The organism is Anaerorhabdus sp. (assembly GCF_036641015.1).
Lineage (GTDB): Bacteria > Bacillota_I > Bacilli_A > Erysipelotrichales > Erysipelotrichaceae > Anaerorhabdus.
The window spans coordinates 1-21,977 of the sequence record NZ_JAVWFO010000032.1; the positions used below are offsets into that span (position 1 = coordinate 1).

17 protein-coding genes are annotated in these 21,977 nt (G+C 31.1%); all 17 read right to left on the reverse strand.

Annotation, left to right across the window (positions count from 1 at the left end):
- Window positions 1-49: 49 nt before the first annotated feature.
- The 17 genes from RR430_RS05965 to RR430_RS06045 all read right to left on the reverse strand — a co-directional run bounded on the left by RR430_RS05965 (window position 50) and on the right by RR430_RS06045 (window position 21,837).
- Window positions 50-583, reverse strand: a complete 534-nt coding sequence (locus RR430_RS05965; RefSeq protein ID WP_332487261.1) for a LemA family protein — start codon at window positions 581-583, stop codon at window positions 50-52.
- Between the two features lies 1 nt (window position 584).
- A complete protein-coding gene (locus RR430_RS05970) occupies window positions 585-1,454 on the reverse strand; it encodes a DUF3137 domain-containing protein (RefSeq protein WP_332487262.1) in 870 nt (289 codons plus the stop codon).
- Window positions 1,447-2,685 carry a bifunctional folylpolyglutamate synthase/dihydrofolate synthase gene (locus RR430_RS05975; protein WP_332487263.1) on the reverse strand — a complete coding sequence of 413 codons (1,239 nt, stop codon included), beginning with the start codon at window positions 2,683-2,685 and terminating at the stop codon, window positions 1,447-1,449. Before RR430_RS05975 ends, RR430_RS05970 begins: the two co-directional genes overlap by 8 nt.
- A 1-nt stretch (window position 2,686) precedes the next feature.
- Entirely contained in the window at window positions 2,687-3,352 is a 666-nt protein-coding gene (locus RR430_RS05980) for a uracil-DNA glycosylase (protein ID WP_332487264.1), read from the reverse strand.
- 39 nt (window positions 3,353-3,391) lie between these two features.
- Window positions 3,392-5,023 (reverse strand): Na/Pi cotransporter family protein, encoded by a 1,632-nt coding sequence (locus tag RR430_RS05985; RefSeq protein WP_332487265.1) that lies wholly within the window; start codon window positions 5,021-5,023, stop codon window positions 3,392-3,394.
- 150 nt (window positions 5,024-5,173) lie between these two features.
- Window positions 5,174-6,397: an aminopeptidase gene (locus RR430_RS05990; RefSeq protein WP_332487266.1), complete on the reverse strand. Its 1,224-nt coding sequence runs from the start codon at window positions 6,395-6,397 to the stop codon at window positions 5,174-5,176.
- Complete coding sequence (locus tag RR430_RS05995; protein ID WP_332487268.1) at window positions 6,394-7,728, reverse strand: alpha/beta hydrolase; 1,335 nt, start codon at window positions 7,726-7,728, stop codon at window positions 6,394-6,396. Before RR430_RS05995 ends, RR430_RS05990 begins: the two co-directional genes overlap by 4 nt.
- Before the next feature lie 22 nt (window positions 7,729-7,750).
- Window positions 7,751-7,996 (reverse strand): zinc-ribbon domain-containing protein, encoded by a 246-nt coding sequence (locus tag RR430_RS06000; RefSeq protein WP_332487269.1) that lies wholly within the window; start codon window positions 7,994-7,996, stop codon window positions 7,751-7,753.
- Window positions 7,997-10,309: a preprotein translocase subunit SecA gene (secA, locus tag RR430_RS06005; protein WP_332487270.1), complete on the reverse strand. Its 2,313-nt coding sequence runs from the start codon at window positions 10,307-10,309 to the stop codon at window positions 7,997-7,999. It abuts the gene before it with no gap.
- 53 nt (window positions 10,310-10,362) lie between these two features.
- The gene (gene pulA, locus RR430_RS06010) at window positions 10,363-12,498 is read right to left on the reverse strand and encodes a type I pullulanase (protein ID WP_332487272.1); all 2,136 of its coding nucleotides are present in this window, start codon (window positions 12,496-12,498) and stop codon (window positions 10,363-10,365) included.
- 113 nt (window positions 12,499-12,611) lie between these two features.
- Entirely contained in the window at window positions 12,612-13,772 is a 1,161-nt protein-coding gene (locus RR430_RS06015) for an ABC transporter permease (protein ID WP_332487273.1), read from the reverse strand.
- On the reverse strand, window positions 13,765-14,544 hold the full coding sequence (locus RR430_RS06020; protein ID WP_332487275.1) for an ABC transporter ATP-binding protein: 780 nt from the start codon (window positions 14,542-14,544) through the stop codon (window positions 13,765-13,767). Before RR430_RS06020 ends, RR430_RS06015 begins: the two co-directional genes overlap by 8 nt.
- An 8-nt stretch (window positions 14,545-14,552) precedes the next feature.
- Window positions 14,553-15,326, reverse strand: a complete 774-nt coding sequence (locus RR430_RS06025) for a DUF3169 family protein (RefSeq protein WP_332508779.1) — start codon at window positions 15,324-15,326, stop codon at window positions 14,553-14,555.
- Complete coding sequence (locus RR430_RS06030) at window positions 15,319-15,567, reverse strand: helix-turn-helix transcriptional regulator (RefSeq protein WP_332508780.1); 249 nt, start codon at window positions 15,565-15,567, stop codon at window positions 15,319-15,321. Before RR430_RS06030 ends, RR430_RS06025 begins: the two co-directional genes overlap by 8 nt.
- 71 nt (window positions 15,568-15,638) lie before the next feature.
- Window positions 15,639-18,041 carry a glycogen/starch/alpha-glucan phosphorylase gene (locus RR430_RS06035; RefSeq protein ID WP_332508781.1) on the reverse strand — a complete coding sequence of 801 codons (2,403 nt, stop codon included), beginning with the start codon at window positions 18,039-18,041 and terminating at the stop codon, window positions 15,639-15,641.
- Between the two features lie 18 nt (window positions 18,042-18,059).
- Complete coding sequence (gene glgB, locus RR430_RS06040; protein WP_332487280.1) at window positions 18,060-19,940, reverse strand: 1,4-alpha-glucan branching protein GlgB; 1,881 nt, start codon at window positions 19,938-19,940, stop codon at window positions 18,060-18,062.
- Between the two features lie 196 nt (window positions 19,941-20,136).
- Entirely contained in the window at window positions 20,137-21,837 is a 1,701-nt protein-coding gene (locus tag RR430_RS06045; protein WP_332487281.1) for a phospho-sugar mutase, read from the reverse strand.
- Between the last annotated feature and the right edge of the window lie 140 nt (window positions 21,838-21,977).

Consider the following 21,977-nt stretch of genomic DNA (forward strand, 5'->3'; position numbering starts at 1 on the left):
GTTTTCTCATTTTAAAGAAAAAGAGAGAAAGTTTTTAACAACTTACCCTCTATATCGCTATTGATACATTGTTTTTAGATTCTTCATCAGTTTGAAAATACTCAACTTTAGACTCATTCATCATCGAAGCAATCATATTACTAGGAAAAACTACTAGTTTTTCATTGTAACTAGCAACATTCGCATTATACAAACGTCTTGCTGCTTGAAGATGCTCTTCAACATCAACAATTGAATTTTGTAACTGCAAGAAGTTGGTATTTGCTTTTAAATCAGGATACCCTTCAGCAATTGCAAATAACTTTGATTGTGTTTGTCCATATTGGTTACCAATATTCGCCTTTTCTTTAATACTCATATCTTTTCTTGCTTCAATTACTTTTTCAAGCGTTTCTGTTTCATGTTTTGCATAACCCTTTACTACTTCCACTAAATTTATTAACGTATCATAACGTTTACTTAACGCTACATCTATTCCCGATAAGCCTTCTTCAACTTTAATCTTCGCAATTTTAATACTATTGTAAATACTTATTATAACTACTAGAAGAATAACAACAATCCCAATTACATACCACATCATCTTAATTCTCCTCTTTAATTAATTCTAATTGCTCAACAATCCTTTTCATTCTTGCTATATCATTATTATAAATATCTACTGACACTTTAGTGACTGGTTTTAATAATGCTGGTTCAAATAAGTTTTCATCAGAATTAATTGCCACATGAAATTCATTTCTCACGAATCCAAAATAAACCTCAACACCATAAGTCTTTCTAAAATCCAATAATATTTCCATTAACTGTGGAGTTAATAGGTAAAACGCTTCTTGAGGATCATTAGAGAACACTGCAAACTGCTCATTAAACTCAACACTTTCCATTTTTACTCTTTCAGTATCAGGAGCTCCACTTAATATACCCCCTGGCTTAGAATCAAGCCATTCATTATCTTTAATAACTGTAAATCCCTTAATCTCTTTAGGAAAAGAGAAAATCATATATTGTCCTTTAAATAATCTTACTGTTGAACGTGTTTTCCCAGTATTAACTACTTTTTCAGTCAATACATCGCTCCTTCTTATTTTCACACCTTTATAATCAAAAATTATTTCATCATCACTACGATTTGAATTTCCTACAGGAATCACAAAAGCATCTTCAATCTCTAGTAAATCCATTCCATCCCAATTGATATAAACATTTTCATTAAATTCTTTTTTAAATAAATCACGAATAAAAACTTCTTTAAATTTTCTACGATAATATTGAGTCTTCTTACTACCTATTACCAATCCAGTAATCATGATAATTAAACCACTCATGAATAAACCAGAATTACTAACAAATAAGTTAATGATTGCAATTAAAACACCTAATGTAACAGCGCCAAAACTCCAAAATATTGCATTAATTCTAACCTGTTCCATCTTTTTTAAATCATCATTCATTATTAATACCCCTCTTTTTTAATTCTTCTCTAACTTCACTTATAAAATAAAGTGAACCACATATGATTAGTGTACCATTTTTACCAACAAGACTCATCCCTTTTTTTATTGCTATCATTTTATCTTTAATGCATTCTATATTCTTATTAATTTGTAATTCCTCACATGATTTAACCCGATAAAAATCAAATTGAGTCACAATAACCTTATCAGCAACATCATCTAGCTTTTTAACCATATTATATGTTTGTTTATCTTTAAGTGCTGAGAATACAAACACCCATGGTTTTTGACATATTTTAACAGCTTCAGCTAAAGCATCAATACCATCTTCATTATGTGCTCCATCTAAGATAACCAGAGGTTTATCAAAAATTTTTTCAAATCTACCCTCCCACACACTCTTACTAATACCTTTTTGAATCATCATTTCATCAATATTAATTTTATTACTGTTTTTCAATGACAATAGTGCGGTTATTGCTAATGTTGCATTCTTCATTTGGTATGATGCTTTACTTTTTATTGTATATTCATTCTCTAATACAATAAATTTATCTTCACTAATTTTGGTATACTTTTCCACTGGTAATACTTTTGCATTAACTCTTTTACCAATATTTACTATTTCACACATGCTATTTTGCTCAACATCACCAACAATACAAACACCATTTTGTTTGATGATACCTGCCTTTTCAACCGCAATCTTCTCTTTTGTATCGCCTAAATACTCCATATGATCTAATCCGATTGATGTAATAATACTTATCATTGGTTGATGCATGCTATTGGTACAATCAAGTCTACCACCTAATCCAACTTCTATAATCATGATATCAACATGCTGTCTAATAAAATATAGACAAGCTAAAAGAAAATCTATCTCAAACATATTTAATTCGTGTGTTTCAATAACTGCTTGATATTCATTTACCAAATCTAAAAAATCATCATCACTAATCCAATCACCATTAATACGAATACGATCTTGATGCTTGATTAAGTGAGGAGAAGTAAATGTCGCAACTTTATATCCTGCCTCCATTAAACAATCTTTAATAAAAGTACAAGTACTACCCTTACCATTTGTACCTGCTACATGAATAGATGGTATTTTATCTTGAGGATTATCCAATTCACTCATTAAACTACGAAATGATTCAATTCCCAACGATAAGTTTCTTCTACTTGTAATCCAATCTACTGCTTCATCACATGTCGTAAACATATCAATCCTCTATTTTCCATTGAATAGGTTTTTCATTATTATTAATTAAAAATTGATTACTCTTAGAAAATGGTTTTGAATCAAAGAAGCCAGTGTGTGCTGATAGTGGAGAAGGATGAGATGCTTCTAATACTAAATGATTCTTATTTGTGATTAATGACTTTTTATCACGCGCATTTCTACCCCATAAAATAAAGACCATTGGTTTGTTTCTACCATTTAATTTACGAATAACTTCATCTGTAAATACTTCCCAACCTTTACCCTTATGTGATAGTGGTTTTGAATCTTCAACTGTCAAAATTGTATTCAACAAAAACACTCCTTGTTTTGCCCAAGACATTAAATAACCATGATTTGCAATTGGTATATCTAAATCATTTTGCAATTCTTTATAAATGTTTAACAAACTAGGTGGTATCTTTATACCTTTTTGAACTGAAAAACACATTCCATGCGCTTGATTAGGTTGATGATAAGGATCTTGACCAAGTATAACAACCTTAACATCATTAAAATCAGTATTCTCAAAAGCAGCAAACACATGTTGTTTTATAGGATAAATATGTTTATGTTCATATTCATCATGTACAAATGCGGATAACTTTTTAAAATAATCTTTTTCAAATTCTTCCTTTAAAAATGGTGTCCAAGTATTTATAAACATAGAATCCTCCTAATTATAAGAAAACCATCTTACGATGGTTTATTTTTTATCAACAAAAACTGCTTTCGCAATATTGCAACAATGGTCAGCCATACGTTCCATATTACTTAAGATATCACAATACACAGATCCTGAAACCATTGATGAACATTTGCCATCACGCATTCTTTCAAAGTGTCTTTGTCTTGATTCATATTCTAATAAATCCATATAATTTTCATCTTCTAATAATGCTTCATATCGTGCATAATCTTTTTCAACATAGATATCTTTAGCACTATTTAACATATGATAGAAAAGTTCATACATTGAATTTAATTCTGTAACAGCTTCTTTTGTAAAATTAGAACGATCATCCTTAACCATTTCATAGAATTCAACTAAATTTACTGTTAAATCACCAATACGTTCTAAGTTTTTAACCACTTGTAAATTTAAATTATATTCTTTGAAATCAGACTCTGTTAATTCTTCTTTAGAAATAAGCAACAAGTAGTCAACAATTTTTCTATCCATACTATTGATTAAGCTCTCTGCTTGATGGATGTTTTCTAACTCTTCACCACTAGCCTTTGGATTATTTAAATAGTTTTGAGAATCTTTTACATTTCTCTCCACAACTTTAGACATTTTAGAAATAATTTCTTTAACTACATTCAATGCCGTACTTGGTAATGTGTGTGGTAATACATCCGACAATCCATCAATATTAACATCCATCTTTTCAGGTTCATTACCTGGAATAATCTTCCTAATCAATGCACACATTTGTTTCAAGAATGGGAAGAATATAATTGTTGTTACTACGTTAAATATAATATGAGCTACCGCTATCTGCATCATTGGCGATAGATTAAATATTCCTGTTAGATATATTACTACATGAACATATGGAACCAATAAAATCATACCAATGATTGTACCAATAACATTAAATAAGGTATGTACCCCAGCTGTTCGTTTTGCCGCTAATGACCCACCTATTGCTGCAAAGATACCAGTAATAGTAGTACCAATATTTGAACCAAATACAAACGCTATAGCTGCCATCAGTGGCATACCACCAGCTTCATATATTTTTTGTACAACTCCAATTACTGCTGATGACGATTGTAATATACCTGTCATAATTGTACTAGCAAGTAATGCTAAAATTGGTTGTTCACCTGCAAGTTGTGTAAATGAAATGAATTCAGGGATATCTTTTAACACTTTTAATGCATCACCCATAATTTTTAATCCATAAAATAAGAACCCAAATCCCAAAATAACTTGCCCTAAATAATGTAATTTCTTTTTATTACCAAAGCATAAGATCAAAGCTCCTGCAAAAACAAAGAATAAGGCAAAACGTTCAACCTTTAAACCGATAATAAAAGCTGTGATAGTAGTACCAATATTGGCACCCATAACAATACCTGCTGCTTGTTCAAGTTTCATTAACCCTGCACGTACTAACCCAATTGTAATAGCTGTAGTCGCAGATGAAGATTGAATTACTACAGTAATTACCGCTCCAATCATAACAGCCAAAAACGGCTTTGTCGTGTACTTATCAATATATTCTCTTAGTTTATCGCCAGCTAGACTCTTCAGTCCATCGCCCATAAACTTAATTCCGAATATAAATAGGCCGAAACCACCTAATATCGCATCCCAAGAAATGTTCATCGTGTCCCCCAAAAGTTTATATGGTTATTATACCAAGACATAGTCATAAATTCATTCAAAATCGTACTTTTTACCATATTATTTTCCTTCAACAATTCAAAAACAGGTAAATCTTCTACAAATCATAAGAAAAAGAGTTCCGAAGAACTCTTAAATTGCCCAATTGCCTTCTTTAAAGACAGTAATTTTCTTTCCATCTTTTGTAGTACCTACAATATTTAAATCTTCACTGCCAATCATAAAATCAACATGAATCATTGAATCATTATAATTTTCTGAAACAAAATCTTCTTCACTCATTTTTTCATAACCTTTTATATTGTTCTTAAAAGCCATACCAAATGCTAAGTGACAACAAGCATTTTCATCAAACAATGTATTATGAAACATAATTCCTGTTTCATTTATTGGTGAATTAAATGGAACTAATGCCACTTCACCTAAATAAGCAGCAGCTTTATCCATTTTAATCATTTCTTGTAAATACTCTTGTCCTACTTTAGCCTTAACTTTAACTGCTTTACCTTTTTTAAATTGAATTGTAAAATCTTCAATTAAATTACCTTGATAAGATAATGATTTAGTAGAATGTACTACTCCATCAACACGATATTTATCAGGCATCGTAAATACTTCTTCAGTTGGCATATTCGCTACAAATTCAATGCCACCTAAAGTATTTTCACTTGCACTTAACCAAACATGTTTTGGATGCAATCCAATCGTAAAGTTTGTACCATTTTTAGAAGAGTATGTTAACGAATCAAATTTATAACGATTCATTTTGCGAGCTTTTGTTTCTAATGTTTTAACATGTTTTTCCCAATTTGCAATAGGATCACCCTCTAAACGAGTACAATGAATAATTGCATCTTCAAGTAATTTAAATGCTTCATCATCCGATACATTTGGGAATACTTTTCTTGCCCATTCAACTGAAGGCATTGCTACGATAACCCATTGATAACGATTATCCATCGCATCAGAGTAAGGCTTAATAAACGGATATCTAGCTTGCATTACTTTAGAGAATTTTTCTGGATTAACACCATTCATAAAGTCAGGATCTTGATCCTCAATAAAAATACGGCAAGGAAGTGTTTCAACTCTATTTTTAAATTTCTCTTCTTCATATTTTTCGAACTTGCTTAAAGTCGCAACTGATTGATGTTTAAATTTAAGTTTCTTAATTACATCATCTTGGAAATCAACATCAACTTTTCTAGCTTTAGCACGGTAACATTCTTCAACTAAACAACGTGCAAATTCTGCATTTCTTGGTGAAATAATAATTTCAACATCTTGACCTTTTTGTAGATTAAGACCTACTTTTACAACTAGTTTGGCATAGTTCTTCATTAATTTCTTATTCATTTCTTTTCCTCCTTAACTAGCTTACGATTTTGTATCCAGCTAGTAATATCTTTAATTACTGAATCATCTATATGTGCAGGTACCTCATAATCTGCTGTTGTACCTTCTATTGATGGCATAAATAAATGATTCAAGCCAGGATATGATCTAAATTGAACATTATCCATTCCTTCAAATAGTTTTTGCCATTCTACATAATCAGAATCCACAAAGACTTGGAAATCTTCTTCTCCTTGTAGAATCAACATATCACACTGTAATTCATTTGCATAAATTTTAGCACGAGATTGGTTTAATTCATACCAATATGTAAGCGGTAAATTCCATATTACATAATCATCAGCTGTTTCTTTTGTTAACGATTGTATCTTTGCGATATTGTCATCAATAGATTTTATTTGACCACTTAACTCATCCATTGTAAATCCTTGAGCTAATAATGCATTTATTTGTTGATCCTTAATAACCTCTTCAAGTCCTCTAACAGATCCTGCTAAAGAAATAAACCCTTTAATCTCTGGGTGCTCATACGCAAGTCTTGGTGCTAACACTCCACCTTGGCTATGTCCTATTAAATATATTTCATTGTGATTTACTGGCATATCCTCTAATTGATGAACAACTGCTGAGAAGTCATTGAAATATTCCCATGCAAGCGATACTTCTCGTATTGAATCCCATTCAGGATATGCGTAATATCGTTTATCATAGCGAATGGAAGCAATACCTTGTTTAGCTAACCCATGAGCTAAATCTTCAAAAGGTTTATTTACCAAAATTTCTTCATTAAGATTTGATGATCCTGAACCCTGTAATAGTATTACAACCGGAGGATTATCTACTCCCTTTGGAAGTGTTAACATACCATCAAGCATATTTCCATATCCAACTTGAACATTACTCTCAATAAAATCTTCCGTTTCAATTGCTTCAACTATCTTATGTACTTCATTGATATTCATACGCTCTACATTCATCTTATCATCGAACCTTAACGATAATTTAATTGTCTTATTTTCATAATCAAAAATAACATACCCTAAATCACGATCATCTGGACGATAAGCCTTAACATCCATCGAATTAAATGTACCCGCATCACTAATAATAGAATCCCATCCTGATTTGATTTTATCTTTAGTAACATCTTTTTTAGATTCCTTATTTAAAACATTATACACTTCAGAATAATTTCCATCTTGAAATGCTTTCGCAATTTCTGATGATACCACTATAATGTTTTCTTCAGTAACTTCCAATGTTTCTTTCTTACTACAACCCGTAAGCAATAAACATGTTAATACAATTAATATATTTATTTTTTTATTCATTACAATACCTCTGTTTAGAATTTTATTCTACCTCATTAACAATCAATGCTTCTGCTTCTGATTTTGTTATTGGTGTAGCTCCATGACATATTGGACAAATTTCATAATACTTTGTTGATAAAGGAAAAATAGGAATAAAGAATAATGAAAACCAATTAGTTACTTTGACAATTTGCCATGGTGTAACATTATTGCATCTACCACAACGAATCTTCTTTTCATATCCTAAAATTTTTTGCGTTATTTTTGTACCGAATATTACAAACATCTATTCCACTTCCCCTTGTTCAGGTTGACTTGTTAATGTATAGACTGTTTGTTCAGTGATATTATCCATCATATTTTCAAAACGCTCAATCGATTCTCCCTTATATGCATCAATTGGTTTAATCGATGCATATTGACGTAAGAAAATACCCTTCTTAAGTCTATCCATATTATCAACATGATCCATCCATTGATTATCTAACACTGTTAAAAATACTACTTTTTCAATCTCTGTATTATTAGGATATGCAGTTGCATAATTCTTCAATGCATCTTCAAGCCATATCTTATTAGCTTTATCTATATTATTAAATCCATTTTCAATTGCTTCTTCCGATACCTTTAAACGTTTCAAATGTTCATGCATCGCAATACGGTTTTGATTTGTTTTATCTTGCCCATAATTAATCGCATGCTTTTCAATAACACGTGAATATAAACTTTGAATTAAATCTTGTATATCATTCATTCCTAATATTTCATCACGTTGAGAATAAATAATACGTCGTTGTTCCATAAGAACATCATCAAACTCTAATACGTTCTTACGAGAATCAAAATGTAACCCTTCCGCTCTTTCTTGAATTGCATCAATTAATTTACGCATTTTATCTTCTGCTACTTTATCTGCTTTAAAATCTTCAATTGTTTCTTTCATATAATCAGTCGCAAACTTTTCAACTAAATCATCTTCCATTGAAACAAAGAAACGAGAATATCCAGGATCTCCTTGACGACCAGAACGTCCACGCAATTGATTATCAATACGTTTTGATTCATGTCTTTCGCTTCCTAATACAACTAATCCACCTAGATCCAATACACCCTCACCAAGTTTAATATCCGTACCACGACCTGCCATATTTGTTGCGATAGTTACTGTTTTTCTTTGACCTGCATTTGCGACAATATGCGCTTCCTTTGCATCTTCTTTCGCATTCAACACTTGATGTGGAATCCCTTTTTTCTTTAATAGTTCCGATAGGTTTTCACTCATACCAATACTTATAGTTCCGACTAATACCGGTTGTCCTTTTTCATATAAACTAACTACTTCATTTAATATTGCTTCATATTTTTCACGCTTAGTTTTAAATACCGCATCTGGATAATCAACACGTTTAATTTCACGATTTGTAGGAATTGCATATACACGCATATTATATGTATTTAAGAATTCTTGTTCCTCTGTTTTCGCAGTACCTGTCATACCTGATAACTTACTATATAATCTAAAGAAATTTTGATAAGTAATTGTAGCTAAAGTTTTATTTTCAATTTTAATTCCAACATTTTCTTTTGCTTGAATTGCTTGATGTAAGCCATCAGAAAATTCACGACCTTCCATCTTTCTTCCAGTGAACTGGTCAACTAAAACTATTTCATCTTCTTGTACAACATACTCAACATCTTTTGACATCAAGAAATTCGCACGCAACGCATTTTGTAAGTAATGAATTAATTCAGCGTTTTCTGAACCATACAAATGATCCATGTTAAATGCTTGTTCCGCTTTTTTCATTCCTGCATCAGTTAATTGAACTGCATTATCTTCTAAAATAATTTCTACATCGCGATCACGTTTACAACTCTTTGCAAACGCATCAGCTTTCATATAGTAAGGTGATAATTGATCACCCCAACCTGATAAAATTAATGGTGTTCGAGATTCATCAATAAGAACAGAATCAACTTCATCAATAATTGCATAATGTAATCCACGTTGTACTCTTCCTTCAAACGATTTAGCCATGTTATCACGTAAATAATCAAATCCTAGTTCAGAGTTTGTTGAATATGTAATATCACATTGATAAACTGCTTTCTTTTGTTCAAATGATAGATTATGCAAGTTAACACCTACAGTTAATCCTAAGAAACGATATACCTCACCCATCCACTCAGCATCACGTGATGCAAGATATTCATTTACTGTAATTACATGCGCACCTTTACCTTGTAACGCATTTAAATATATTGGCATAGTTGCTGTTAAAGTTTTACCTTCACCTGTTTTCATTTCTGCAACATCACCAAAATGCAATAATACGCCACCCAGAATTTGTACTGGATATGGAAATTCACCTAATACACGTTTTGCTGCTTCTCTACATGTTGCAAATGCTTCTGGTAATAAGTCCTCTAGAGATGCACCTGATGCTAATCTATTTTTATATTCAACTGTTTTTTCTTTTAGTTCTTCATCAGAACAATTAGCCATTACTTCTTCAAACCTCAATACTTTTTCTTGAAGTTTTTGTGCCTTTGAATAATGTCTTTGTTCACTGTTAATTAAATTTGTTAAAAATCCCATATTTTTCTCCTATAACTAATAAAGAGGGCTAAACCCTCCTTATCATTTTACTCTTACATTATTGCACATACAAGTAAACTATACGATTTAATTTGAATATCTTGCGAACTAATTAGCTTTTTAACTAAGCCATTTTCATCTAATAAAACTGTACATTGTTCATCAAAATGAAACTGTCTATCTACTCCAAATGGGTTAAGAATAATTTTCATACCTGAACAATTCCACTTAGATTCATTATGTCTAATATTAATCGCTAAAATATTCGCATCCATATATTCAAAACTAATTTTTTCATCAATTTCTTTTGTAGTACGCAATCTAAATGCTTCAAACTTTTTACGAAGTAATATACATGTTCTTGTGTATTGTACAATATCCTCATAACGTATCATTCTATCCCAATCCATTTGATTGATTGAATCTGGAAGATTATACGAATTATGATAACCTAATTTAGTTCTGCAAAATTCTTGACCTGCATGCAAGAAAGGTACTCCTTGCGAAAACAATACACTCGCAATCAACATTTTATGTTTACGTAATCGTATTTCTCTAGTATCTTCCTTACAACAATCTTTTAGTTTATCCCACGATGTTTGATTATCATGACATTCAACATAGTTTATTGATTGTTGAGGCTCTTGAAATATCTTAACTGAATTTTCAGTTTTTACATTCCCTGTAAAACTATTAGCTACATTAAATCTTAAATCGCCATCACCTGTACAATATCCCTTTAAAAAGGAATCCCCTTCTGATGATTTACCTTTTATTGAATCCCTAAAATAATCATTAAAATGACCTACTTCAGGCATCTTTGCATTATTACTAATACAAGCTTTATTTTCATCACTCAAATATGTAGGTAGATTCCATCCTTCACCATAGATCATTGCGTTTGATTTAATTTTTTTAGCAGCTCTAACAATTTCATTCATTGTATCTACATCTATTATTCCCATTAAATCAAAACGGAATCCATCGACATCATAGACATTCATCCACATTTTAATATTATCAATCATATACTTTCTCATCATCGCACGGCAACTATCTGTATCATTTCCACAGAATGAGCCATTAGATAATGAACCATTGTCATGATATCTAAAATAATAATACGGAACTGTGTTACTCAAATTCGATTTTGATAAATCATAATGATGATTTAATACTAAATCTAAATTAACTCTTAAACCAACTTCATGTAATGAACTTACTATTTTTCTTAATTCATTTACACGCATTAATGGATCGTTTGGTTTAATACTATATGACCCTTCTGGACAAAAATAATTCAATGGATCATATCCCCAATTATATTGGCGATTAGGTTGGTCTTCATCAACAGTCGCAAAATCATATACCGGCATTAATTGCACATGAGTTACACCTAATAATCGAATATAATCAAAGCCAGTAGCACGTCCATTATTTTTCGTATTACGCTCAATAAAACCTTCATACTTACCTTGTTTTTTAGCACCACTTGTACTACTTGAAGTCATATCTCGAATACTGCATTCATATAATATCGCATCTACTGGATGCTCAAATGCTGGACAATTGTTTTCTTTAAAACTAACAAATTCTTTTGGATCAAGAATCGCACTTCTAGTTCCGTTAGAATTACATGAAATAGCATAAGGATCCGTCGTTTGATAAACCTCTCCATTAACATGAACTAAATAAACATACGTTGCATTTTTTAAGTTTTCATGAATTGTTAAACGATAAACGCCAAAATCACTACGTTTCATTATATATATTTTTTCGTGTCCATCAATATGTAGTAAACATTCAACACGATGTGCAGTTGGTGCCCACAATGCAAATTCGCTATATTTTTCTGTATAGCGATTCCCTAAATCATTTCCATCATACTTAAATGTTTCATCAAACATTCTTGTACGTACGATAAATCTATATTGCAATATAGATTGCAATCCATGATTATCGACAAGTATATACTCATCACCTATTTTAAGTTCAGCTGGAACTGTACAATCATACTGCGTATAATCGCCATGATTTACAACACTACGAATAATGCAATCATTACAATTACCTTGCATATCTTTAATATAAAACGATTCTACTTTACCTTGATAAAATCGATGTGACACTAAAACAGTGGCTTTACCATAATCATCTAAAAAAGCTTCTATACTTCTATCTTGTCTCATAACTAACCTCGCTAATTACCAATATTATAACATTTTATTTTAAAGACCTAAACAAAATTGGGAAAACAAAAATATGCCCAAATTATAGGCATATTTCGTTAAATAATCTAAATTTAAAACATACACTTTTCATTATTAAACATTCTTGCAAGAACATATACAAATATAAAAGTATAAACCAAATTAGCAACTAGTGTAATAATGAAATACGTTGTATTTAAACTAAATCCAAAGATCCCATTCATACATGCTACATTATTATAAAGAGGTATTAACGCAGTAATCAATGCTGGACCTTTTTCGCCAATCATCATTGAGCTTATTCCAATCAACATAACAATTATCATTAAAGGCATAATTGCAGTTGATGCTTCTTTAACACTTTTTGAATAAGCTGAAATTATCGAAATAAGTGAGATAATTATTAGAATACTAGATAAAATAATTAACAACAATATAGCATAATCCATCATCGAATAAGCCATTGCGTTTACTCCATCCATTTGATTACCATATAATTTTGGTAATGATAAAATCGTTCCTAAGAAACTAGATAATCCTGAAAGCAAAGAAATAATACTTAAACTAATAATTTTACCAATCGCAAGTTCACTACGTTTCATTGGTGTAACAAGTAAGGTTGCAATTGTACCTCTTTCTTTTTCACCTGCAATAGATTCTGGAGCAATTCCCATACATCCACTAAAGATAAAAATCATAAGAAGCATTGGCAACATCATTGAGAAAAGTTCACCAGTTAAATCTTTTTCTGAAGCTAGATCATAAATAACATCTTGTGTATTATTGATATCAAAAACATTAGATAATGAGTTTTCATATTGGTTTAAGACTGTTTCAATAACTCTATAAGCACTAATGGAATCTGTTTTTGTTGAGTTATAATAAATCTCAATATTTGGTATACTAGAACGTTCTTCAACATCTGCCTCAAATTCACTTGGAAAAATAATTGCAACATCAATTTCTTTATCCTCAATTTGCGTTAAAATTGTATCTAATTCATTTTTTTCAAAACCTTTATAATCAAATTGCGTCTCAATAAACATTGGCTCAATTACGGATGGCATTTCACTTACATAAACTTTTGGAATATAAGTCTCATCACCTTCCATTTTATTTAAAAATCCACTTCCCATAAAAGAATATAATAAATAAATCATTAATCCTGGAAATAGTACTGTACTAAAGACTAGCTTTTTATCTTTGAAAAAACGTGCAAGTTCTTTCTTTATAATTGTAAGTATATTACGCATCTATATGTCCTCCATTTGCTTCAAAGATTTCAAAGAATCTTTCTTCCATTGTTTTACCATTTTGGACATTTTTCAATGTATCTACACACACCATTTCACCATTAATCACAATACCTACACGATCACATATTTTCTCTACTAGGCTAAAAATATGTGTTGATACAATAATACTCTTCCCTTGTTTTTTTAGTTCTAATAAGAAGTCTGTAACAACTTTTGCAGTTAAGATATCCAACCCATTTGTGGGTTCATCAAAGATAATAATATCAGGATCATTTACAAGTGAAATAACAATAGACACTTTTTGCTTCATACCTGTTGATAAATTTTCTACTTTAACTTCTGCGAATTCATCAATACCAAATCGTTTAAATAAATACGCTTTTCTTTGTCTACATGTTTCAGTATTAACACCATATAAATTACTAAAGAAATCAAATAAGTAATTTGGAGTAAAGAAATCTTCAAGTTTTAATTCACTTGTAAGAAATCCTATCTTTCCTCTTACATCACTTGCCTGTTTTACGATACTATATCCATCAATGAATGCATCTCCTGCATCTGGTCTAATTAATGTTGCTAGCATACGTAATGTTGTTGTCTTCCCTGCACCATTAGGCCCTAGTAAGCCAAATATTTCACCACGATATGCTTCGAAAGAAATACCATTCACTGCAACTTTCTTTTTACTTTTTGTTTTTTCTAATTTCATTTGTTTTTTCGAAAGAGTAAATGTTTTCTTTAGTCTTTCAACTTTTAAAATTGTTTCCATCATATTCCTCATTTTCTCTTAAATTCTAATTCTCTACTTTTTTTTAGATAGCTTATTGTTTGCACGATCCAAACTGTTCCAATCAATATTATAAAAATATATGATTCTGGTAAAAACATACCTATAAATAACGCTATAACCATAATCCATGAAAACCATTTTTGTGTTATTCGAAACGAATAATAACTTGCTTCACCAATTTTTTTTCTTTCGTTTTCATCAGCCGATTCTAACCAAACATCTTCAAATTTTTTCTCTAATGCATACCCCTTTTTCTCAGGATATATTTTCTTTATTAAATCAACTGTCTTTACTTGTAAGCAAGTCGATATAATCACATAGAGAATGAAAGCAACAACTACCGCCATACCTAATATCATTGAGTATATCCCAATGAATTTTGAGTCATTTGGTTCCCAAAATATCATCATTGGAATCACTAATCCTATCGAAATCATACCAACAATTTGCCCAATAGTATTTAATGAACTAACCATTGATAACTCTTTATCTGCTAAAAGATAAATTTCTTCATCTTCATCATTTGACAGCTTCACATATTTTTTTGCTTTAAAATACTTTATTATTGTTATTATCATCAAAACTACTATCACAATTAATAAGAGTGTGCAAAGAAACACGGGTATCGTTTTTAAAACTCCCTCATAATTCCAATCAGACTCCCTACTTATTATTCCCATATACCCAGCAACACCTCCAATAATTGCAGATATCACCGTTATCCATAGATAGCGATAAAAAGCTTTTCTTCTACTATTCATTTCCATCCTCCACGAATTCAAATACATCCTCTACCGTTGTATTTAATATTTTTGCTATTTTTAATGCTACAAGTACGCTTGGATGATAATCCCCGCATTCTATAGAACTTATTGTTTGTCGCGATACTCCAACGAGTCTACCAAACTCTTGTTGGTTAATTCCTGCCGCAGTTCGGTAATCTTTCACTTTATTCTTAAGAGGCATATGAACTCCTTTCGATATGACAAGTATTCTTGTCATTATTAATATACACTTGCCTAGTTTACTTGTCAATATAAAAAGCTGTAACTTTTTTGGCTACAGCTTACTTATTAAATTTTAACTTGATGAATATGCCAAATATCTTCAGCATATTGTTTAATAGTTCTATCTGATGAGAAGAATCCTGATTTTGCGATATTCACTAGACAAGATTTAGCCCAACCAGTTTTGTCTCTATACTTTTCTTCAACCTTTTCTTGTGCCTTAACATATGCATCAAAATCTGCTAATAATAAGTATTCATCATTACGATATAGTAATTCATCATATATAATTTTAAACTCTTCATGATTATTTGACCATGTACCATTAATTAATGAATCCACTGCATTTTTAATTCTTAAATCACTCTCGTAATAATTTCTCGCTTGATAGAATGGTTTTAACGCTTGAACTTCATCAACTGTTAATCCAAATATTACATCATTATCTCTACCAACTAAATTATCGATTTCAACATTCGCTCCATCAAGTGTTCCTAATGTAATTGCTCCGTTCATCATGAACTTCATATTACCAGTTCCACTTGCTTCTTTTCCTGCAGTAGATATTTGCTCAGAAACATCCGCAGCATTCATCAATACCTCAGCAATTGAAACGCTATAATTAGGTATAAATACGACCTTGATTTTATCATTTACAGTAGGATCCGAATTAATAACTGCTGATAATTTGTTAATTAACTTTATAACTTTTTTAGCAAATACATATGCTGGTGCTGCTTTAGCAGCAAAGATATATGTACGTGGTTCAATTGTATATGTAGGGTCACTCTTCAAACGTTGATATTGATATATAATATGCAATACATTTAATAATTGACGTTTATAAGCATGTAGTCTTTTTGCTTGAACATCAAATATTGTATTAGGATTAACTTCGATTCCTGTTTTATCTTTAATAACTTTCGTTAAAATTCCTTTGCGTTCTTGTTTAACTTTTAAGAAATTTTCTTGTAGTTTTGAATCATCAACATGTTTCATTAATTCTTCAATATGATCAAAATCAGATAAGAATTTATCACCAATAGTATCCGAAATTAAATCAGTTAATTGTGGATTAGAATAATACAACCATCTTCTTTGAGTTATACCATTTGTTTTATTATTAAAACGTTCAGGATAAATTTTAACAAAATCTTTGAATAAATCTTGTTGGATAATTTCACTATGTATTTTTGCAACTCCATTAATGCTATGACTTCCAATAACAGCGATATTAGCCATGTGTACTTGATTATCACGAATAATCGCAACACGTGATGCCATATCATTATCTCTTGGATATTCACGAGCAACTTTATTTTGGAAGCGAGCATCAATTTCTTCAATAATCATATAGATACGTGGTAATAAATTACGTACATAATCTACTGGCCATTTTTCTAATGCTTCTTGTAAAATTGTATGATTTGTATAAGCCATTACCTTTGTAACAATATTCCACGCATCCATCCATTCGTAATGATATTCATCCATTAAAATTCTCATTAGTTCAGGTATAGCAAGTACTGGATGCGTATCATTTAATTGAATCGCAACTTTATCAGCTAGGTTATCAAGATTTGGATAAACACGTAAATGTGCACGTATAATTGCATTTAAACCAGCACATACAAAGAAATATTGTTGTTTTAAACGTAAAATTTTCCCTTCAGGAGTTGAATCATCAGGATATACATTCAAACATATTTCTTGCACTTCTGCCAAATATTTACGGAAATCTTTATTAGCTGGAATGATATCGCTTGCTTCAGCAGACCACAAACGCAATGTATTAGTTTCATCTGTTCCTCTACCAACTATAGGCATATCATAAGGAACTGCCGTAATGTGTTCAGCATCTACATGATCAAATACAAAATGACCATGTTCATCTTGAGACACATTTACATGTCCCCAAAACTTAATATCTACAGCATGTTTAGGTTTACGCACTTCCCAAACATTACCTAATTTCAACCATTGATCTGGAACTTCTACTTGATTACCATCACCATCAATTTTTTGTCTAAATAATCCATATTGATAGCGAATACAGTTACCATTACCAGGTAAGCGAAGTGATGCTAATGAATCTAAGAAACACGCCGCAAGACGCCCTAAACCACCATTACCTAATCCTGCATCAGATTCTAAATCTTCTAATTCATTAATATCAATACCTAACTCATTTAATCCATCTTTTACAATGTTATAAATTCCTAAATTCATTAAATTGTTAGTTAATAAACGTCCGATTAAGAATTCCATTGAAAAATAAAACATTTGCTTATCTTCATTTTTTGCGACTTTTTCTTTTGATGATTTCCAATTAAGACTTGCATATTCACGCACCATCTCTCCCAGTGCCATATACTTTTCTGTACGATGTGATTGTTGAATTGAACGACCATACATTTCCGCAATTCTTAATTCAAATTCTTGTATAAACTCTTCTTTACTCTTAAACATTCTTCGATTACCCCTTATCTACTTTTTTATTTGTTTTTTTGTTGGTTTTTTTTCAGGTACTAATTTAGATTTATCCAATCTAAAGACAACTGCTCCAAAAGGCGCTAATCGAATTGAAATTGTATTTTCAAGATTATTAAGTTTACCTTTTTTACTACGAATAGGTTTAAAGTTACACATGTTACATCCATCATAGATATCACGTTCTGAATTAATTAACTCAGTATAAGTACCTTTATATGGAACACCCAATTTAAAATCTTCATGTGCAACTGGTGTCATATTTAACACAGTAAGTAATACTTCATTTTCATCTTCTCGATAATATGAATAAATACTTAACTCTTCATTATTTGCATCAATCCATCTAAATCCATTTATGTCATAATCATATTTACTTAATGATGAATGATGTAAGTAGATTTTATTTAAATCTTCAAAATAATGTAAGAAACTATCATGACGAGGATAAGTCAATAAGAACCAATCACATTCTCTTGCTTCATCAAACTCTCTAAACATTCCTAATTCATTACCCATGAAGTTTAATTTTTTACCTGGATGAGTCATCATATAAATATATAGATTTCGCACTTGTGAGAATTTTTGATCATAATCTCCCCACATACGATCTACAATGGTTTTTTTACCATGGACCACTTCATCATGAGATAGTGGCATAATAAACCTCTCAGAATAGAAATAAGCCATTGAGAATGATAGATTATTATGATGATATTTACGATAAATAGGATCTCTTGCATAATAACTTAAAGTATCATTCATCCAACCTAAATCCCACTTATAATCAAAGCCAAGTCCCATATCCAAGATAGGTTGTGTCACTTTCGGATAATCACTACTATCCTCAGCAATCAACATAACTTCAGGATATGTTTTATTCAAGTAATAATTTAATCTACGAATAAATGCAATAGCACCTTCATTTGTTCCTCGATCTTTATTTCCTTCCCAAAAAATCATATTTGCAACTGCATCAATGCGAATACCATCAATGTGATAAATATCACACCAAAATGCAGCGCTACTAATCAAGAATGATCTTACCTCTTCATTACTTAAGTCAAAGTTACATGTTCCCCATTGGCTATTAGCATCACTTGGATTTTTATACTCATATAACGCTTTACCATCAAATTCTCTTAATCCATGATCATCCTTAACAAAATGAACAGGAACCATATCTAAAATTACACCAATTTCATTTTTATGACATTCATTTACAAACTCCGCAAAATCTTTAGGATTACCATATCGTGAGGTACATGAGAAATATCCATTAGCTTGATATCCCCATGAGCCATCAAATGGATGTTCATTTAGCGGCATTAATTCTATATGTGTAAATCCATGTTCCTTAACATAAGGAATTAATTGTAATGCTAATTCCGAATAGTTAAAACAGTTACCATCCTCATAACGTTTCCAAGAACCTGCATGCACTTCATAAATATGCATAGGTTGATCAAAGTTCTTTGAACGATGTTTCATCCATTTTTGATCTTTCCACTTCAAATCATCTAATTGAATTATTTTAGAAGCCGTCTGTGGTCTAGTTTCGCTATAAAACGCAAATGGATCCGCTTTATCATGCTTGCCTCCATTCCAATCAGTTATACGATACTTATATGTTTCCCATTCTTTAACACTAGGAACAAATAGACTCCAAATCCCTGTATCAGTAGTGCGTTCCATAATATGGTCTTTACCATCCCATTTATTGAAACCACCAATCACCTCAACTGATTTTGCATGAGGAGCATAAACTGTAAATCTAACACCCTCTTCTGCTTCATAGCAAAAATGAGCACCAAATAGCCGATAGGCGTCTACTGAGTGCCCTTGATGAAAGCTCTCTATTATTGTTGTGTAGGTCATAAATACCTCCCTAAATATAGTTCTATTTTACCATTTTCAGTAGTAAAATCATATTAAAATTTGCAATAATCATTATCATTATAGGTTTTACTAAAACAATTTTCTAAAAAAAGACGATATACTCTACTTTACTAGAATATATCATCTCTATCTAATCTAAATTTTATTAATCATTCGATTAATCCATTATTGTTTTTTAAGCAGTAATCTCTTTCATTACTTTGTGGTATAACGCTGCTTTTGTTTTAGAATCTTCCATACTTGTTCCCTTAACACAGAAGTAAATCTTACACTTAGGCTCAGTACCACTAGGACGTACAGCAATCCAGCTACCATCTTCTAAGTAATATTTCAAAACATCAGATGGTGTAAATCCTTCAAGTTTTTCAATCTTACCATCAATTGCCTTTTCTAATGTTCCATAGTCTTCCCAAGCAATTACTTTTTGCCCGGCAATTTCTAGTAATCTATTTTCACGTAATGAAGAAATTATTTGTTTTATCTTCATCGCACCTTCTTGCCCAGCAAGTGTAATAGAAACTTGTGATTCATCATAGAATCCTAATTTAGCATATAACTCATGCAATACATCAACTAATGTCTTTCCTTGTTGTTTGTAGTAGGCAGCAGCTTCTGCAAGCATTAAGCAAGCTTGTTGTGCATCTTTATCGCGCACAAATGGAGAAACTAGAGAACCATAACTTTCTTCATACCCAAACACGTATTCTTTATCATGATTAATTTCATATTTAGCTACTTTTTCACCAATGAACTTAAATCCTGTTAAAGTTTTTTCTGTTTGTACATGATAACTATCAGCAATCTTTTCCCCTAAGTCACCAGTAACAACAGTATTAAACATTACGGCATTACTTGGCATTTTATTTTGTAGTTTTAATTGACTAAAAATATATTCAATTAAAATAGCACCTGATTGATTACCAGTTAAGACAACATATTCATTCCCTTGCTTAACACCAACACCCATTCTATCAGCATCAGGATCACAAACAAGGATAATATCAGCATCATTCTTCTTTGCATACTCAAGAGCTAACTCATAAGCGCCTGCTTCTTCAGGATTTGGTGTTTTAGTATTAGAGAAATCAGGATCAGGATCACATTGTTCAAGTACTGGAATACAATTATATCCTGCTTTATCATAGATTGTACGAACTGGTATATTAGCAGTTCCATGTTCAGGAGAAAATACAATTTTAATATCCTTTTCAATTTCTTTATTTAATTGAATACCTAATACTGCTTCAATATATTTTGTATCAATCTCTTCACCAATGATATGAATAAGTTTTTCTTGTTCAGCAGTTGGATTAGCTTCTATTGATAACTCATCTTCAATCGCATTTACTCGACTAATGACTTGACTTGCTAGTGCTGGTACAAGTTGACATCCCTTTTCATCATAAAGTTTATAACCATTATATTCTTTTGGATTATGCGAAGCAGTAATCATAATACCACCAAAACAATTTAATGTACGAACTGCAAATGAAAGTTCAGGGGTTGGTCTTAAACTTTCAAATACATATGACTGAATATTATATGTAGCTAACACACGTGCAGAATCCATAGCAAACTCTTTAGACATATGACGATTATCATAGCCAATTGCTACTCCACGCTGACAGGCTTCTTCGCCAAAAAACGCAATGTATCCTGCGAATCCAGCATTTGCTTTACGAATTGTATGAATATTAATTTTATTTGTACCTGCACCTAGTACACCACGCATACCAGCTGTTCCAAACTCAATGTTCGTATAGAAAGCATCTATTTTAGCTTTCTCATCCATTTTTAACAATTCTTCTTTTAGCTTTGGATCAAGATTTGGGCTGTTTAGCCAACGATTTACATTCTTTTCAATATTATCATTCATGTTTTCTTCTCCTTTGGTAGAAAAAAAGAAGACACCAAAAGGCATCTTCCTTAATTATTATGATATCTATGCGATGACTTTTTGCGCACGTAGTACTTCTTCGATAGTTTTGATAGCGATTTCTTCATCTTCACCTTCGC

What these genes read in the sequence shown, in the direction of transcription:
- RR430_RS05965 (WP_332487261.1), bottom strand. Translation starts at nt 583, where the DNA reads ATGATGTGGTATGTAATTGGGATTGTTGTTATTCTTCTAGTAGTTATA.
- RR430_RS05970 (WP_332487262.1), bottom strand. Translation starts at nt 1,454, where the DNA reads ATGAATGATGATTTAAAAAAGATGGAACAGGTTAGAATTAATGCAATA.
- RR430_RS05975 (WP_332487263.1), bottom strand. Translation starts at nt 2,685, where the DNA reads ATGTTTACGACATGTGATGAAGCAGTAGATTGGATTACAAGTAGAAGA.
- RR430_RS05980 (WP_332487264.1), bottom strand. Translation starts at nt 3,352, where the DNA reads ATGTTTATAAATACTTGGACACCATTTTTAAAGGAAGAATTTGAAAAA.
- RR430_RS05985 (WP_332487265.1), bottom strand. Translation starts at nt 5,023, where the DNA reads ATGAACATTTCTTGGGATGCGATATTAGGTGGTTTCGGCCTATTTATA.
- RR430_RS05990 (WP_332487266.1), bottom strand. Translation starts at nt 6,397, where the DNA reads ATGAATAAGAAATTAATGAAGAACTATGCCAAACTAGTTGTAAAAGTA.
- RR430_RS05995 (WP_332487268.1), bottom strand. Translation starts at nt 7,728, where the DNA reads ATGAATAAAAAAATAAATATATTAATTGTATTAACATGTTTATTGCTT.
- RR430_RS06000 (WP_332487269.1), bottom strand. Translation starts at nt 7,996, where the DNA reads ATGTTTGTAATATTCGGTACAAAAATAACGCAAAAAATTTTAGGATAT.
- secA (WP_332487270.1), bottom strand. Translation starts at nt 10,309, where the DNA reads ATGGGATTTTTAACAAATTTAATTAACAGTGAACAAAGACATTATTCA.
- pulA (WP_332487272.1), bottom strand. Translation starts at nt 12,498, where the DNA reads ATGAGACAAGATAGAAGTATAGAAGCTTTTTTAGATGATTATGGTAAA.
- RR430_RS06015 (WP_332487273.1), bottom strand. Translation starts at nt 13,772, where the DNA reads ATGCGTAATATACTTACAATTATAAAGAAAGAACTTGCACGTTTTTTC.
- RR430_RS06020 (WP_332487275.1), bottom strand. Translation starts at nt 14,544, where the DNA reads ATGGAAACAATTTTAAAAGTTGAAAGACTAAAGAAAACATTTACTCTT.
- RR430_RS06025 (WP_332508779.1), bottom strand. Translation starts at nt 15,326, where the DNA reads ATGAATAGTAGAAGAAAAGCTTTTTATCGCTATCTATGGATAACGGTG.
- RR430_RS06030 (WP_332508780.1), bottom strand. Translation starts at nt 15,567, where the DNA reads ATGACAAGAATACTTGTCATATCGAAAGGAGTTCATATGCCTCTTAAG.
- RR430_RS06035 (WP_332508781.1), bottom strand. Translation starts at nt 18,041, where the DNA reads ATGTTTAAGAGTAAAGAAGAGTTTATACAAGAATTTGAATTAAGAATT.
- glgB (WP_332487280.1), bottom strand. Translation starts at nt 19,940, where the DNA reads ATGACCTACACAACAATAATAGAGAGCTTTCATCAAGGGCACTCAGTA.
- RR430_RS06045 (WP_332487281.1), bottom strand. Translation starts at nt 21,837, where the DNA reads ATGAATGATAATATTGAAAAGAATGTAAATCGTTGGCTAAACAGCCCA.